Source organism: Collimonas sp. PA-H2, from assembly GCF_002564105.1.
Taxonomy (GTDB): domain Bacteria; phylum Pseudomonadota; class Gammaproteobacteria; order Burkholderiales; family Burkholderiaceae_D; genus Collimonas.
In genome coordinates this window covers 629,512-644,158 of record NZ_PDBX01000001.1, presented here as the reverse complement: position 1 = coordinate 644,158, position 14,647 = coordinate 629,512, and the positions used below count along the sequence as shown (strand labels likewise).

General features: G+C 60.7%; 13 protein-coding genes. 9 read left to right on the top strand and 4 right to left on the bottom strand.

Going from position 1 to position 14,647, the window contains the following annotated elements; all coding sequences use genetic code 11:
• Nucleotides 1-98 precede the first annotated feature (98 nt).
• Entirely contained in the window at nucleotides 99-578 is a 480-nt protein-coding gene (gene lysM / locus BCF11_RS02915) for a peptidoglycan-binding protein LysM (protein ID WP_098493409.1), read from the top strand.
• A 133-nt stretch (nucleotides 579-711) separates the two neighbouring features.
• Entirely contained in the window at nucleotides 712-2,262 is a 1,551-nt protein-coding gene (locus BCF11_RS02910) for a 2-isopropylmalate synthase (RefSeq protein WP_098493408.1), read from the top strand.
• A 654-nt stretch (nucleotides 2,263-2,916) separates the two neighbouring features.
• On the opposite strand, the gene BCF11_RS02905 is transcribed toward BCF11_RS02910, so the two are convergent.
• Nucleotides 2,917-3,624, bottom strand: coding sequence for a gamma-glutamylcyclotransferase (locus BCF11_RS02905; RefSeq protein WP_233212344.1), 708 nt, complete (start codon nucleotides 3,622-3,624; stop codon nucleotides 2,917-2,919).
• Between the two features lie 83 nt (nucleotides 3,625-3,707).
• Entirely contained in the window at nucleotides 3,708-4,034 is a 327-nt protein-coding gene (locus tag BCF11_RS02900; protein ID WP_098493406.1) for a hypothetical protein, read from the bottom strand.
• A gap of 187 nt (nucleotides 4,035-4,221) precedes the next feature.
• Here BCF11_RS02900 and BCF11_RS02895 point away from each other — a divergent pair, with 187 nt between their 5' ends.
• The gene (locus BCF11_RS02895) at nucleotides 4,222-5,718 is read left to right on the top strand and encodes a PLP-dependent aminotransferase family protein (protein ID WP_098493405.1); all 1,497 of its coding nucleotides are present in this window, start codon (nucleotides 4,222-4,224) and stop codon (nucleotides 5,716-5,718) included.
• A gap of 12 nt (nucleotides 5,719-5,730) precedes the next feature.
• Here the strand turns inward: BCF11_RS02895 and BCF11_RS02890 are convergent, their stop codons facing one another.
• On the bottom strand, nucleotides 5,731-6,651 hold the full coding sequence (locus BCF11_RS02890; protein WP_098493404.1) for a sugar kinase: 921 nt from the start codon (nucleotides 6,649-6,651) through the stop codon (nucleotides 5,731-5,733).
• 31 nt (nucleotides 6,652-6,682) lie between these two features.
• Nucleotides 6,683-7,987, bottom strand: a complete 1,305-nt coding sequence (locus BCF11_RS02885) for an amino acid deaminase (protein WP_098493403.1) — start codon at nucleotides 7,985-7,987, stop codon at nucleotides 6,683-6,685.
• 195 nt (nucleotides 7,988-8,182) lie between these two features.
• On the opposite strand from BCF11_RS02885, the gene BCF11_RS02880 reads away from it, so the two are divergent.
• The 6 genes from BCF11_RS02880 to BCF11_RS02855 all read left to right on the top strand — a co-directional run bounded on the left by BCF11_RS02880 (nucleotide 8,183) and on the right by BCF11_RS02855 (nucleotide 14,500).
• Nucleotides 8,183-9,064: a MurR/RpiR family transcriptional regulator gene (locus BCF11_RS02880; protein ID WP_098493402.1), complete on the top strand. Its 882-nt coding sequence runs from the start codon at nucleotides 8,183-8,185 to the stop codon at nucleotides 9,062-9,064.
• Nucleotide 9,065: 1 nt separating this feature from the next.
• On the top strand, nucleotides 9,066-10,586 hold the full coding sequence (locus tag BCF11_RS02875; protein WP_098493401.1) for an amidohydrolase family protein: 1,521 nt from the start codon (nucleotides 9,066-9,068) through the stop codon (nucleotides 10,584-10,586).
• A gap of 73 nt (nucleotides 10,587-10,659) precedes the next feature.
• Complete coding sequence (locus BCF11_RS02870) at nucleotides 10,660-11,043, top strand: RidA family protein (RefSeq protein ID WP_061942375.1); 384 nt, start codon at nucleotides 10,660-10,662, stop codon at nucleotides 11,041-11,043.
• A 200-nt stretch (nucleotides 11,044-11,243) separates the two neighbouring features.
• Nucleotides 11,244-12,596, top strand: a complete 1,353-nt coding sequence (locus BCF11_RS02865; protein WP_098493400.1) for a GntP family permease — start codon at nucleotides 11,244-11,246, stop codon at nucleotides 12,594-12,596.
• 174 nt (nucleotides 12,597-12,770) lie between these two features.
• Complete coding sequence (locus BCF11_RS02860) at nucleotides 12,771-13,781, top strand: DUF2167 domain-containing protein (protein ID WP_369827831.1); 1,011 nt, start codon at nucleotides 12,771-12,773, stop codon at nucleotides 13,779-13,781.
• 11 nt (nucleotides 13,782-13,792) lie between these two features.
• Nucleotides 13,793-14,500: a site-2 protease family protein gene (locus tag BCF11_RS02855; RefSeq protein ID WP_098493398.1), complete on the top strand. Its 708-nt coding sequence runs from the start codon at nucleotides 13,793-13,795 to the stop codon at nucleotides 14,498-14,500.
• Nucleotides 14,501-14,647 lie beyond the last annotated feature (147 nt).

Sequence of the window (14,647 nt, the reverse complement as noted above, 5' to 3'; positions counted from 1 at the left end):
ATATTTGTAAGGTTAAATGTTGTTAAACCTTGTGTTGCAAGCAGCACGGTAGCGAGGCTAGTGGCATCATCCTTTTTCAACTACTACTGGAGAAAAAAATGGGTTTACTTTCTTTTTTTAAGGACGCCGGTGAAAAGCTGCTGGGGCACAAGCCAGAAGAAGTGGCGGCAGCGCCGAATGTCGAAGAACTGCAGAATGCCGCAGCCGACGCGATCAAGACCTACGTCGGTACTCAAGGGATTGACACCAGCGGTCTGACTATCGCTTTCGATGCCGCTTCTTCCAGCGTCACCGCCAGCGGCGAAGCGCCGGACCAGGCAACCCGCGAGAAAATCATTTTGTGCTGCGGTAACGTCAAGGATGTCAAGGACGTCAACGATAACCTGACCGTCGCGGAAGCTGCCGACGAATCGCAATGGTATGACGTGGTCAGCGGCGACAACCTGTCGAAGATTTCCAAGCAGTACTATGGCGATCCAAACAAGTACCCGGCGATTTTTGAAGCCAACAAGCCGATGCTGACCAGCCCGGACAAGATTTATCCAGGCCAGAAGCTGCGCATTCCGCCGCTTGCCTGATCACCGGCAACCCCTACCAGCCGCCCGCTTAGCCCCGGGCGGTTTTTTTACGTCCATTATCTGGTGATTTATATACAGGAAAGCGCCAAAGTCTTTAAAATTGATAGTTCACAAGACCAATCTGGAGCACAGCATGGCAGCCAACTCGCCCGAAAAACTGATCATCTTCGACACCACCTTGCGCGATGGCGAACAATCGCCCGGCGCCTCGATGACCAAGGATGAAAAGATCCGTATCGCCCGCCAGCTGGAGCGCATGAAAGTGGACGTGATCGAAGCCGGATTTGCCGCCGCTTCGCCGGGGGATTTCGAGGCGATCAAGGCGATCGCCGGTATCATCAAGGATTCTACTGTCTGTTCTCTGTCGCGCGCTAACGACAAGGATATCGCACGCGCCGCCGAGGCTTTACAGCCGGCCGAACGCAAGCGGATTCATACCTTCCTGGCAACTTCGCCGCTGCATATGGAAAAGAAGCTGCGCATGACGCCGGACCAGGTGTTCGAGCAAGCCAAAAACGCGGTGCGTTTTGCCCGCAAGTTTACCGATGACGTCGAGTTCAGCCCGGAAGACGGCAGCCGTTCCGATATGGATTTCCTCTGCCGCGTGCTGGAAGCGGTGATTGCCGAGGGCGCCACCACCATCAATTTTGCCGATACCGTTGGTTACGGCGTGCCGGAACTGTACGGCCACATGCTGAAGACTTTGCGCGAGCGGATTCCGAATTCGGACAAGGCGATCTGGTCGGTGCATTGCCATAACGACCTGGGCATGGCGGTGGCCAATTCGCTGGCAGGGGTGATGATCGGCGGCGCGCGCCAGGTCGAGTGCACCATCAATGGCCTGGGTGAGCGGGCCGGCAATACGGCGCTGGAAGAAATCGTGATGGCGGTGCGGACGCGCCGCGATTACTACAACCTGGATATCGGCATCGATACCACGCAAATCGTGCCGGCTTCCAAGCTGGTGTCGCAGATCACCGGTTTTGCGGTGCAGCCGAACAAGTCGGTGGTGGGGGCCAATGCATTCGCGCATGCGTCGGGGATCCATCAGGATGGCGTGCTGAAGGCGCGCGACACCTATGAAATCATGCGGGCCGAGGATGTCGGCTGGAGCGCCAACAAGATCGTGCTGGGCAAGCTGTCGGGGCGCAACGCATTCAAGCAGCGGCTGGAGGAGCTGGGGATTGCGCTGGAGTCGGAGACTGAGGTGAATGCGGCGTTTGCGCGTTTCAAGGAGCTGGCGGATCGCAAGTCGGAGATTTTCGACGAGGATATCATCGGGCTGGTGTCGGAGGAGCAGCAGTCGCATGACCAGGAGTTTTATCGTTTCGTGTCCTTGTCGCAGCATTCTGAGACTGGCGAGAAGCCTAGTGCGCAGGTGGTGTTTTCGATCGATGGCAAGGAGTCGGCTTGTGCGGGTGAGGGTAACGGGCCGGTGGATGCGATTGTGAATGCGATCGAGACCAAGGTTGCGAGCGGGGCGGAGTTGTTGCTGTTCTCGGTGAATGCGATTACTACGGGTACGCAGTCGCAGGGCGAGGTGACCATGCGTTTGTCCAAGGCGGGGCGTATTGTCAACGGCGTTGGCGCTGACCTGGATATCGTGGTGGCATCGGCCAAGGCCTATCTGTCGGCGCTGAACAAGCTGCATTCCAAGTCCGAAAAACTGAACCCGCAACTGTAATCACGCACCTGTGCAGTCAAACGGGGTCAGAGTTTTTTTTCGCGGTTCTTTGCGAAAATTACTCTGACCCCGTTTGACGTTCTACGGAGTGAATGCGGTGGCACGCTAAGAACGGTCTGTGGGTTGATAACACGGTTGCTACTCCGTGGATGCTTGCCGGGGGTAGCCCGGCAGCTAGTCACTTTTTCTTGCTTCGCCCCCTCGCCGGGCGCAAGAAAAGTAACCAAAAAGAAGGCGACCGCAAAGCCGTTGCCCTCCCTTCGGTCGGGTCCCCAAATCCGGCGCGTATCAGCCGGGTGGGGGACAAAACTCGCCTTCGGCTCAAACATGTCCCCCACAATTCCCGGCTGACACGCGCCGGATTTGGCAACGTCTCAATGCGGGGCACGTCAAAAGCAACTGCAACTGCAACTGCAACTGCAACTTCAAAAGCAACCGCAACGTCAAAAGCAACGGCACCAGCCCTAATGCCGTTCAGTTAAGACTGAACGGTATTTTTATTTGCGGAACTCGTAGGGTGGGCACTCCGTGCCCACGCGGACGGGCCGGGGGGCGTAGCCGGGGCACGAATGTCAGAGACACGAATATCCATGATACTGCGTGGACACGGAGTGCCCACCCTACGCCATGTCGTTCTGCCCTAACTGAACAGCATTACGGCACCAGCCCGGCTATTTTTTTTGCCGCAGGCTGATCTTTGCCGGATTCGAGTTGCGCCCACAGGCGGGCCAGGTAGGGGTCTTGGAAGCCTTCCTTGAGCAGGCCTTCCAGGGTGTTGCGCAGGTATTCTCTGGCTGGGCCGTAGAGGCCGCAGGCGTCGCGCAGGTGGGAGACTACGGTTGGGTCCGGCAAGCGGCCGGTGTAGCTGTTGTGGTTGCGGTTCATGACGAAGGCCAGGGCCTTGATGCGGGGGCCGTGCTTGTCTTTCAGCTGCATCGGCAGCCAGCGCGGCAGGTAGGCGCCGGTCAGCATTTCGCGGCGCCATAGCATTTTCAGTTCGGTTTCTATGCTGACGGCGGGGATGCGGAAGGCGATGCCCTGGCAGGAACCGCCGCGGTCCAGTCCCAGCACTAGGCCGGGATTGTCCCAGGTGCCGCGGTTGATGCGCGAATACAGGTAGAAACCGCGGTGATAGCCGTACAGCTTGGCGGGTACGCGCTCGCTGTGTTCCACCATCGGATTCCAGATCAGCGAACCGTAGCCGAACAGCCAGACGTCGCCGCCGGGATCCGGCAGCGATGCCAGGGCGGCGCGCCATGATGCCTCCAGCGCTGCTTCCGACAACAGGGCGGAGGCAATCGGGGTGTTATCCAGGATGGTCCGCAGACGGTCCTGCTCAAGATCTTCACGAGTGATGCTCATGCCTACAGAATAAAGCAGATCGGCATTTCGCAACAAGCGCTTTGCTATGCCGATATCAATAGCCGTGCCTGATTATTGATAGATCAACATGGTTCAGGTGCCTGCGTGCGCCGCCGCCAGCGTTGCCAGAGCGTCGCCAGGCGGTTTTCCGCCGGCGCCATCAACAGGCAAGCGGCACGTTCGGCGCCGCCGGCCTGCAAACGCACCCAGCCGCTTCGTTGCAGTACATGGCATTCGCCCTCGGCAATGATCGTGCAACTGGCAAGCGTGATGTCGGTCAGGCATTCATTTGCTGCCGCAATCAGGATCTTGCCCCGCATGGAGACGATTGCCGTGCCGCGGCTGGCATGGAACAGGGTGCTGCGGTCGTGCTTCAGGCTGAGCGTGGTGCTGCCGGTAGGGCTGTCCATGGCGTTTTCCAGAGTCAAAAAGATGGCTCAAGCGTAACTGCCCGTGGGGCGTTGAAACAGGCACAGCAGTCGGCAGAATGCAACGCAACAGCGAGCGCTTTAACCATCTGTTGCTGTCCATTTTGACTTATTCTGTATCTGTTCCGTTTTCCGCAAATGCACCACACTGATCCACTCCGTCACCGCCATGAGCAAGCCCCCCTTGTCACACTCTCCCGCCAAGTCCTTACCCCAGCAACTGCTCTATCGCCAGCTGGCCGAACATTATCTGGCGGCGATTCAGGCCGCTGCGCTGGCGCCGGGCGACCGCATGCCTTCGGTGCGCGAACTGATGCGGCAGCACCAAGTCAGCCTGTCGACTGCCTTGCAGGCGCTACGCTACCTGGAACAAGGCGGCTGGCTGCAGGCGCGGCCGCGTTCCGGTTATTTCGTGCTGCCGGCGCGGCGGCTGGCGCTGGCGGAGGAGGCCGACCTGGCGAGCGCGCCGGCGCTGATGTCGGCCCAGTATGCGGGTATCCATGAGCGGGTCTCGGAAGTGATTGCCCGCGGCCGCGCCAGCACCGTCACGCTGGACCTGAGCGGCGCCAGCTGCGCATCCGAACTGTATGCGGTGGAAGCCTTGAAAAATGCGGCGATCCGTACTTTGCGCCAGCGGCCGCAGGTGTTGACCAGCATGATGTCGCACAGCGCCAACCCGGCGTTCCGGCAAATCCTTGCCAAGCGCAGCCTCGCCATCGGCATCCAGCTGGCGCCGGAAGATGTGATCGTCACCCACGGCTGCATCGAGGCGATCAACCTGGCCCTGCGCGCAGTGGCGCAGCCAGGCGACACCATTGCGGTCGAATCGCCCACTTACTATGGCCTGCTGCAGGTGCTGGAAAGCCTGGGCATGCGCGCGCTTGAAATCCCGACCAGCGCCCGTACCGGCATCTCGGTGGAAGCATTGCAGCTGGCGCTGCAGACCTACGGCAATATCAAGGCGGTGGTGGTAGTGCCGAACCTGCAGAATCCGCTCGGCAGCATCATGCCGGATGCGCACAAGGAGCGTCTGGTGGCGCTGTGCGAACGGCACGGCATGGCGGTGATCGAGGATGATTCCTATAGCGAGCTGGTGCCGCAGAGCAGTTCGGCGAGCGCCTTGAAAGCCTGGGATCGCAGCGGCAATGTGATCTACTGTGCTTCGCTGAATAAAGTCCTGGCGCCTGGCATGCGGCTGGGATGGATGGTCGGCGGCCGCTGGCAGGCGCGCATCGAGATGCTGAAATTTGCGCATACCCGCGCCAACGAGGAATGGGCGCAGATGGCCGCCGCGGAATTCATGGCTTCCAGCGCTTATGAGCGCCATCTGCGGCGTCTGCGCGAGGCTCTGCGGGTGCAACGCGCTCGCACCGCGGAGGCGATCACCACGCATTTTCCGGCCGGCACCCGCATCAGCACGCCGGATGGCGGCGCCCTGCTGTGGGTCGAGCTGCCGCGGCAACTGTCGTCGAAGGCGGTGTTTGAAGCGGCGCTGCGGGAAGGGATACGGATCGCGCCCGGCCTGATGTTTTCCAATTCGCAGCGCTTCGATCATTACCTGCGTCTATGCTGCGGTCAGCCGTTTTCGCCGCAGATCGAGCGCGGTATCAAGCGGCTGGGGGAAATCGTCGAAGCGCTGCTCGCGGCACAGCTTGGTTCAGTATAAGATGCTTGCGCCTCACGCCGATCCAAGTATTTCCTCAACCTGCCGCGCCTGCGGAATCGGCGCCACCGCGCCGTAGCCGGTGGTCGACAAGGCCGCGCATATATTAGCGTAGCGGGCGGCGCGGAAAGGGTCGTCGCCAGCCACGATGCGGGCGATGAAGGCGCCGCCGAAGCAGTCGCCGGCGCCGGTAGCATCAATCGCTTCGACGCTGAAAGGCGGCACCAGGCGGCGTTCCTTGGCTGTCGCAACATAGCAGCCCTCTGCGCCGAGCTTGAATGCGATCAGGCCGATGCCGTAGGACAGCAGCTCGTCGACAATCGCGTCGCGCTCGTCGAGGCCGGTGAGGGCGCTGATGTCGTCCCAGCTGGGCAGGCAGATATCGCACAGCGCAAAGGCTGCGCGCATTTTTTCCCGAGCCCGGTCCAGCGGCCACAGTTTCAGCCGCAGATTGGTGTCCAGCGAAGTCTTGACGCCGTGCTTGCGCGCATGCGCCATCGCTGCCAGGCCGGCGTCGCAGGCCGATGCACTGATCGCCAGACTGATGCCGGACAGGTGCAGCACCTTGGCCGCGGCGATCGCCGCCAGCGGCAACTGCGCGCTGTTGTAGCGGCTGGCAGCCGAGCCGGCGCGCAGGTAATCGAAGTGGTGGCCATCGCGGTCGTGCGAGACAAAATACACACCGGTGGCCGCACTGGCGTCGCTGGCCACGTGGCTGGCGTCGACCTCTTCGGCCTGCCACAGCGCGCGCAGCTTGTCGCCGAACTGGTCGTTGCCGAGCGCACTGATATAACCGCTGCGCGCGCCCTGGCGGGCTGCGGCGATGCAGAAATTCGAGGTGTCGCCGCCGAAGCCTTGCAGGTACATGCGGGCGTCGTGAACCCGCTGGTTGAATTCCACCATCGCTTCGCCGTAGGCCAGGATATCTAGGGTCATTGCTTTGCTCATTACGGTGCCGGGATCAGGATTAAAAGAAAGTCTGGATCACATCCACGACCTGATGCTGTGGATTGAGCACGGCAATCTGGCGCCATTTGTCAAAGGTCAGGCAGGGGTGCGAGATGTCGAAACCGAGCATGTCGCCGACCTTGATATCGTCGCCTGCGCTGATCTGCAGATATGCGTGCTGGTCCATCATGCCGGTTAGCTGCCAGTGCGCCGGCGTCGCTGTCGGCGCTGCATCGCCGGGGCGGTAATGCAGGGCAGGCAAAGGCAGGCCGGCATCGAAGGCGGCGTCGCGCTTGCCGAGTGCGATGATGGCCTTGCCGGCTTCCGGAATCGATTGCACATAAGCCCACAGCTGCAGGGCCGGCTGCAATTCGGTGCGCATCTTGCGGGCGATCGGATTGCGGGTCTGTATCTGCGCCTGCGCCGCGCGATAGATGCCGACGTCGTGCGTCAGGTAGCAGCCGGGACGCAGCACCACGTCCAGCGGCAAGCCGATATCGGTCTTGGCGAATTCCTCGGCGACCACGTCGTACCAGGCCGAACCGGCGCCGGTCAGGATCACCGGCTGCACCGCAGCGCGGGCGGCAAAGCGGCCATCGACGGCCAGCTGTTTGGCACAGGCGACGGCGTGCTGCAGGAAGGCGCGGATCTCGGCTTCTTCTTTCAGTACGCCCTCATAGACTTCAACCCCGGCCAGCACCAGGCTGTCCGGCCAGCGCGCCAGCGCCGCCAGCACTGCTTCCTGCTGTTGCGGATTGCGGATGCCGGTGCGGCCGCCGTCAGGACCCAGTTCCAGCAGCACGTGCAGCTTTTGCCGGCGCGCCTGGAAGAAGGCGCCCAGCTGATCGACGCCGTCGGCCGAATCGACCAGGCAGCAGAAATCAAACGAAGTATCGTCCAGCAGATCGGCAATGATCGCCATGTTCTGCTTGCCGACCAGCTGGTTGGCCATGATCACGCGCCGCACGCCGTGCTGATAGGCGACCCGGGTCTGGTGCGCAGTGGCCAGGGTGATGCCCCAGGCGCCGCCGGCCAGCTGGCGCGCGAACAGCTTCGGCGCCATGGTGGTTTTGCCGTGCGGCGCCAGCTTGACGCCGTATTCGCTAACGAACTGTTGCATCCACTGCAGATTGTGGTTCATGCGCTCTTCATACAGCACGGCGGTCGGCAGGCTCAGGTCTTCCCGCAGCAAATTCCAGTTGAGCGCCTTGGCCTCGGTGGCAGTCAGCGCTTGCTGAAATGCGCCCAGTCCCTTGTTCAGAGGATCGATCAGGGTGGCCTCGGCATTGCGTGCGCCCAAATCGTGATTGTTTGTAACATTCATGTTCAAGTCCCTTCCGTCATAATTCGTTTGACGTAATCATATCCTTGAATTTACTATATTAGAAGCATGTTACAAAGTAACATGAGAATTTCCCCGGTAGCGAAGCGTTGATAGCGGCGCTGACCGTATATTACTTTAAGTGCAATAAGACAATTGGTGGCTGCGTTAGATCGCCACCGGATCAGGCTAGAACACATGGGTCATTCCTTCGATATTGTCTCGCGTATCGCCGAACGCAGCGGCCAGCTGCGGCTGGCCGAGCAAAAAGTGGCGCAGGCGATCCTGGGCGACCTGCCGTTTGCCGCCAGCGCCAGCATCCAGACATTGGCCAGCCAGGCTGGCGTCAGCGAAGCCAGCGTCACTCGTTTCGCCAAAGCCATCGGCTGCCGCGACGTGCGCGAGCTGAAGATGAACCTGGCGCAGGCGGCGGCCATCGGCCAGCGCTTTTTGCGGATGGAGGACGCGGGCGAGGAACCGCAACTGCCGCAGATCGTCGACATGGTGTATGCCGATATCCACAAGGTGCTGGAAGTGAACCGCAGCCTGCTGAACCAGGAAATGCTGCTGCAGGCCGCACGGACGCTGCTGCAGGCGCGCATGATTTATGCCTTTGGCATGGGCGGCGGCTCGACTATGCTGTCAGATGAAGCGCGCTACCGGCTGGTGCGGCTGGGACGCCCGGTGGCCACCTACCACGACGCCATACTGCAAAAAATGGTGGCGGCCACGCTCGACAAGAATGATGTGGTGCTGGCCTTGTCCACCACCGGCAACGTCGCCGAGCTGAACGCCAGCTGCAAGGTTGCCAAGGAATACGGCGTGCGGGTGGTGGCGATCACTGCGCTCGGTTCGCCGCTGGCGGCTCTGGCCGATGTGCTGCTGCCGCTGAAGTCGCTGGAAACTGATTTTATTTTCAAGCCTTCGTCATCGCGCTACGCCATGATGATGGCGCTGGATGTGCTGATGACCGAACTGGCGCTGCTGCAGAAAGATCGCAGCCAGGAGCTGCTGCGGCGCCTGAAATTCACACTGGATACGCATCGCGGCGGCAGCAGCCGCGAGCCGTTGGGAGATTGAAATGAGCAGTGAGCTGAATACAGACAAGCAGGCAGCGATACGCGAATGCGATACGCTGATACTCAACGTTGCCGTGATCGATGGCAGCGGCAGCGCGCCGTTCGCCGCCGATGTCGCGCTCGATGGCGGCCGGATTGTGCGGATTGTACAGGCCGCCAGCGATGGCGCCTTGCGCGGCTGGCATGCGCGCCAGGTGATCGACGGCAAGGGCAAGGTGCTGAGTCCCGGTTTCATCGACGTCCATACGCATGACGACACCAATGTGATCCGCACCCCGGTGATGCTGCCCAAGCTGTCGCAAGGCGTGACTACCGTGGTGGTCGGCAATTGCGGCATCAGCGCTGCTCCGGTCAGCCTCAAGGCGGAACCGCCGGATCCGATGAACCTGCTGGGCGAAGCGAGCGCCTTCAGCTATCCCACGTTCGCCTCCTACGTAGAAGCAGTCAATAAGGCGCAGCCGTCCATCAACGTGGCGGCGCTGATCGGCCACACCGCTTTGCGCAGCAACCAGATGGACCGCCTCGACCGCGCCGCCAGCGACAGCGAAATCGCTGCCATGTGCGAGCAGTTGCGCGAAGCGCTGGCGCATGGGGCGCTCGGCCTCAGCACCGGCCTGGCCTATGGCAATGCGATCATGGCGCCGACCGCGGAAGTGCTGGCGCTGGCCGAGCCGCTGGCCGAGGCCGGGGCCATATATGCCACCCATCTGCGCAGCGAATTCGCCGATATCCTGGAAGCCATGGATGAAGCCTTCCGCATCGGCAAGCACGCGCGCGTACCGGTGGTGATCTCGCATATGAAATGCGCCGGCGTCGAGAACTGGGGCCGCAGCGGCGAGGTGCTGGCAGCGCTGGAGCAGGCACAGCGCTACCAGCCGGTCGGCTGCGACTGCTATCCCTACACCGCCAGTTCCTCCACCCTGGATTTGAAGCAGGTGACCGACACCATCGACATCATGGTGACCTGGTCTGAGCCGGAACCGGCGATGGGCGGCAAGATGCTGGCCGCTATCGCCGCCGAATGGCAGCTCAGCCTGATGGATACGGCGCGCCGCTTGCAGCCGGCCGGTGCGGTCTATCACTGCATGACGGACGACGACGTCAACCGCATCCTGAGTCATCCGGCGACGGTGGTCGGTTCTGACGGCCTGCCTAACGATCCCTTGCCGCATCCTCGTTTGTGGGGTGCGTTCCCGCGCGTGCTGGGCCACTACAGCCGCGAGCAGAAACTGTTTCCCCTGACCGTGGCGATCCGCAAGATGACCGGCCTCTCGGCCGAGCGTTTCGGCTTGACCGAACGCGGCCTGGTGCGCGAGGGCTATTGGGCCGACCTGGTGCTGTTCGATCCGGAAACGGTGCGCGATGCGGCAACCTTTGCCGACCCGATGCAGCCGGCCGAGGGCATAGAGGCGGTCTGGGTCAACGGCGCCTTGTCTTACCTGGGCGGCGCCGAGAAAGCGCCGACAGCATTGCGGGCAGGGCGCTTTCTGGCCAGGCAGGCGGGTGTCAAGGGGAGTCTTTAGAGGTAGTTGGGCGGACCGGCGGCAGAGGCCGGCCGCTGTAAGTTGAATTTCATTTTTTTACAGAGGAATAATCATGACGATCAAACGATACGGTGTTGAAGGTGGTTCTGGGACCGGCGGTCAGCATCTGCCATTCGCCCGCGCGGTGGAAGCCGACGGCTGGCTGTATGTGTCCGGTCAGGTGGCGATGGTGAACGGCGAAGTGATCGATGGCGGCATCGTCGCGCAGTCGCACCAGGCCATCCAGAACGTGCTGGCGATCCTGAAGGAAGCCGGTTATGGTCCGGAACACGTGGTACGCTGCGGCGTCTGGCTTGACGATACGCGCGATTTCCAGTCGTTCAACCGCGTCTTCAAGGAATATTTCGGCGCCAATCCGCCTGCCCGCGCCTGCGTGCAGTCGGCGATGGTGGTGGATTGCAAGGTGGAAGTCGATTGCATCGCTTATAAAAAGTAAGCCGCGAGGCAGATTGAGATGGCGCCTTGGCGGCCCCGGCTCGGTCCCGCGTCATTCCCGCGAACGCGGGAATCCATGTTGCGGCCACTAATATGGGTCCCCGCGTTCGCGGGGACGACATGGCTGGCGGTTTATCAAAAAATAGTCATGCCAGCTTTACTGGCAGCGTCAGAAAATAAATCAAACTTTTGGAGGATTTGATGGAGATGGTTCAGGGAAATCTGTTGCTGCTCTACGCGGTGATTGCAGTGATCGCACTGGTGGTGCTGATCGCCAAGTTCAAGATGAATCCGTTCATCGTGCTGATCGTGGTGTCGGTGATCTTGGGGCTGGTGGTCGGCATGCCGATGGCCAGCATCGTCAAGTCGTATGAAACCGGAGTCGGCGGCGCGCTGGGGCACATCGCGCTGGTGGTCGGCCTGGGCACCATGTTCGGCAAGATGATGGCCGAATCTGGCGGCGCCGAACGCGTTGCCAACACGCTGATCGGCGTCTTCGGCCCGAAGAAAGTGCACTGGGCCATGATGGTGGTGGCGCTGATCGTCGGTTTGCCGGTGTTCTTTGAAGTCGGTTTCGTGCTGCTGATCCCGATCGCCTTCAACATCGCCAAACGTACCGGGACTTCGATGATCATGGTCGGGATTCCAATGGTTGCCGGTCTGTCAGTGGTGCATGGCCTGATTCCGCCGCATCCGGCCGCGCTGTTCGCCGTAACCGCCTACAACGCCGATATCGGACGCACCATCATGTACGCGCTGATCGTCGGCATCCCTACTGCGATCATTGCCGGCCCGCTGTTTGCCAAGCTGATCAGCCGTTTCGTCGTGCCTAATCCTGACAATCCTCTGATTGCGCAATTTGTCGAGGAAGACAAAGGCCGTGACTTGCCAGGTTTCGGCATCACCATTGCCACCATCCTGCTGCCGGTTGCGCTGATGTTGATCGGTAGCTGGGCCGATGTGTTTTTCACGCCCAAGACTTTCGCCAACGATTTCCTGCGTCTGATCGGCAATTCGGTGATCGCACTGTTGATTGCTACGCTGGTGAGTTTTTACACCTTCGGCAAGGCACGCGGCTTTGATCGCGCAGCGATTCTGAAATTCACCACTGAGTGTCTGGCGCCTATCGCCGGGATCACGCTGATCGTCGGCGCCGGCGCGGGTTTTGGCCGGATCCTGATCGACGGCGGTGTTTCCAAGGCGATTGTCGAACTAGCCAATAATGCCCATTTGTCGCCGCTGCTGCTGGGCTGGTTCGTGGCTGCGCTGATCCGCGTCGCCACCGGTTCGGCCACTGTTGCGATGACGACTGCGTGCGGCATCGTGGCGCCTATCGTCACCGCCGGCGGTGTCGCCGTCAGGCCGGAACTGATGGTGCTGGCGACCGGTGCCGGCTCGCTGATCCTGTCGCACGTGAACGACGGCGGTTTCTGGCTGGTCAAGGAATACTTCAACATGACCGTGACGGAAACCTTCAAGACCTGGACCGTGGCCGAGACCATCATTTCGGTGGTGGCCTTGCTGCTGACTTTGGGCCTTGCTACCGTGATCTGATAGATCTCAAGCTTGCGGCAATATATGTGGATTTTATGGTATTAAGATAGCTGCGATTTTGTTGAAAAACCAATGCGTCCGAGCATACGCTGTTGCAGGGAGCAACAGTCGACTTTGGCGGCAATCGGCAAAAAAGCCCCCTAAAACCACAATATCGATCCAGCCATGAAAATCCTGAGAAAATTTCTGGTCGCGCTTGCCGCGGCCTTTATCGCGATCACCTGCGCCGCCCAGACTGCCGAAACCCAGGTTGAAATCAAGGCGGCCGTCGCCGCGGCAAACAAAGCCATGGTGGAGGGGCCAAGCAAGATCGAACTGAGCGACCAGGCTACTTTCTCTCTGCCCCAGGGTTATGGCTTTATACCAGCTGCCGCCGCGGCACGCTATCTGCGCGCCGTCGGCAACGTCATCGACGACAAGTCTCTGACCGGCGTCATCGTCCCCACGACTAAAGGCGGCGACTGGTTTGCTACCGTCGAGTTCAAGAAAGAGGGCTATGTGCGCGACGACGATGCCCGCGACTGGAAGGCCGACGATATGCTGCAGAGCCTGCGCGAGGGCACGGAGCGGGCGAATGCAAGCCGCAAAGAGCGCGGCATCCCCGAGGTTGAGGTAGGTGGCTGGGCGGAAGCGCCTACCTACGATTCAACAACCCATCGTCTGCTCTGGTCCCTGATCGTGCGTGATAAAGGCGCCATCGCCAATGATCCGCAAACCGGCGTGAACTACCGTACCCTGGCGCTTGGCCGCGACGGTTATCTCACCTTGACCATGGTGACCGGCCTGTCGTCCCTGGCAGCGGACAAGACGATCGCAAACAATCTTCTCGCGGCTATCGATTATCACCAGGGCAAGCGCTACGCAGATTTCTCGGCGTCGACCGACCACGTCGCGGAATATGGCCTGGCTGCCCTGGTAGTCGGCGTCGCGGCCAAGAAAATCGGCCTGATTGCAGTGATTGCCGCGTTCGCCGCGAAATTCTTCAAGATCGGCTTGCTGGCTGTACTTGCCTTCGGCGCCGCCATCAAACGATTCTTCAAGCGGGAACCGAAACCTGCGCCGCCGCCAGTCAATCCGGTTGACGCGGAAGAGTCGCCATTCGCACGCCCCCAGTTTCCTCAGGCTGCATCTGACAGCAAGTCTGACCGTCCGGCTGACGCCAGTGATCCGGTCAATCATGCCTGAAGGCGCAGGCCATGACTAAACTGCTATTCCTGCTGCTCGGTGGCCTGAAGCTCGGCAAGATCCTGACCACCTCCGGCACCATGCTGCTATCGATAGCCGTCTATGCGATGTTCTATGGCTGGCGTTACGCAGTGGGCTTCGTGCTGTTGCTGTTCGTGCATGAAGCCGGGCACTATCTGGCGGCGCAGCGGCGCGGCCTGGCAGTGGGCGCGCCGACCTTCATCCCGTTTGTCGGCGCCTGGATCCAGATGAAAGACATGCCGCACGATGCGGAAACAGAAGCCTATGTCGGCCTTGCCGGGCCCTTGGTCGGTTATTTTGTCGCGCGCCAGTATGACAGCAACCTGTTGCTGGCCTTGTCGTATGCGGGCTTTTTCCTGAACCTGTTCAACATGATCCCGCTGTCGCCGTTTGACGGCGGCCGCATCACTGCCGTGCTGTCGCCGCGCATATGGTTTGCCGGCGTTCCTGTGCTGGTTGCCTTGTTCGTCTACCGGCCGACGCCCTTGCTGATCGTGGTGGTCATTCTCGCCTTGCCGCAACTGAAGCGAGCCTGGAACTATGACGCCGGCAGTCCGGAAAACCAGCAGTACTACGGCATAGAGCCATCAGTGAAGGCAACTTATGCGTTTTACTACCTGGCTTTGCTGGCGTTCCTGGTGCTGATGACACATGGCGTGCACGATATGCTGGCGCCGGTTCACAGCAGCTGGCTGTAGCCGCTTATTTTCACTTGGGCGGCCTGCCGGCCACGGCTGCGGCTTCATCCGGCCGCTACGGTATTGCTTCACCGATGGTTTGTCATTCTTGCGTCACATTGCGTCTTTACAATCAATAATGTCATATTGGTAATCGCCGACATTTTT

What these genes read in the sequence shown, in the direction of transcription:
- lysM (WP_098493409.1), top strand. Translation starts at nt 99, where the DNA reads ATGGGTTTACTTTCTTTTTTTAAGGACGCCGGTGAAAAGCTGCTGGGG.
- BCF11_RS02910 (WP_098493408.1), top strand. Translation starts at nt 712, where the DNA reads ATGGCAGCCAACTCGCCCGAAAAACTGATCATCTTCGACACCACCTTG.
- BCF11_RS02905 (WP_233212344.1), bottom strand. Translation starts at nt 3,624, where the DNA reads ATGAGCATCACTCGTGAAGATCTTGAGCAGGACCGTCTGCGGACCATC.
- BCF11_RS02900 (WP_098493406.1), bottom strand. Translation starts at nt 4,034, where the DNA reads ATGGACAGCCCTACCGGCAGCACCACGCTCAGCCTGAAGCACGACCGC.
- BCF11_RS02895 (WP_098493405.1), top strand. Translation starts at nt 4,222, where the DNA reads ATGAGCAAGCCCCCCTTGTCACACTCTCCCGCCAAGTCCTTACCCCAG.
- BCF11_RS02890 (WP_098493404.1), bottom strand. Translation starts at nt 6,651, where the DNA reads ATGACCCTAGATATCCTGGCCTACGGCGAAGCGATGGTGGAATTCAAC.
- BCF11_RS02885 (WP_098493403.1), bottom strand. Translation starts at nt 7,987, where the DNA reads ATGAATGTTACAAACAATCACGATTTGGGCGCACGCAATGCCGAGGCC.
- BCF11_RS02880 (WP_098493402.1), top strand. Translation starts at nt 8,183, where the DNA reads ATGGGTCATTCCTTCGATATTGTCTCGCGTATCGCCGAACGCAGCGGC.
- BCF11_RS02875 (WP_098493401.1), top strand. Translation starts at nt 9,066, where the DNA reads ATGAGCAGTGAGCTGAATACAGACAAGCAGGCAGCGATACGCGAATGC.
- BCF11_RS02870 (WP_061942375.1), top strand. Translation starts at nt 10,660, where the DNA reads ATGACGATCAAACGATACGGTGTTGAAGGTGGTTCTGGGACCGGCGGT.
- BCF11_RS02865 (WP_098493400.1), top strand. Translation starts at nt 11,244, where the DNA reads ATGGAGATGGTTCAGGGAAATCTGTTGCTGCTCTACGCGGTGATTGCA.
- BCF11_RS02855 (WP_098493398.1), top strand. Translation starts at nt 13,793, where the DNA reads ATGACTAAACTGCTATTCCTGCTGCTCGGTGGCCTGAAGCTCGGCAAG.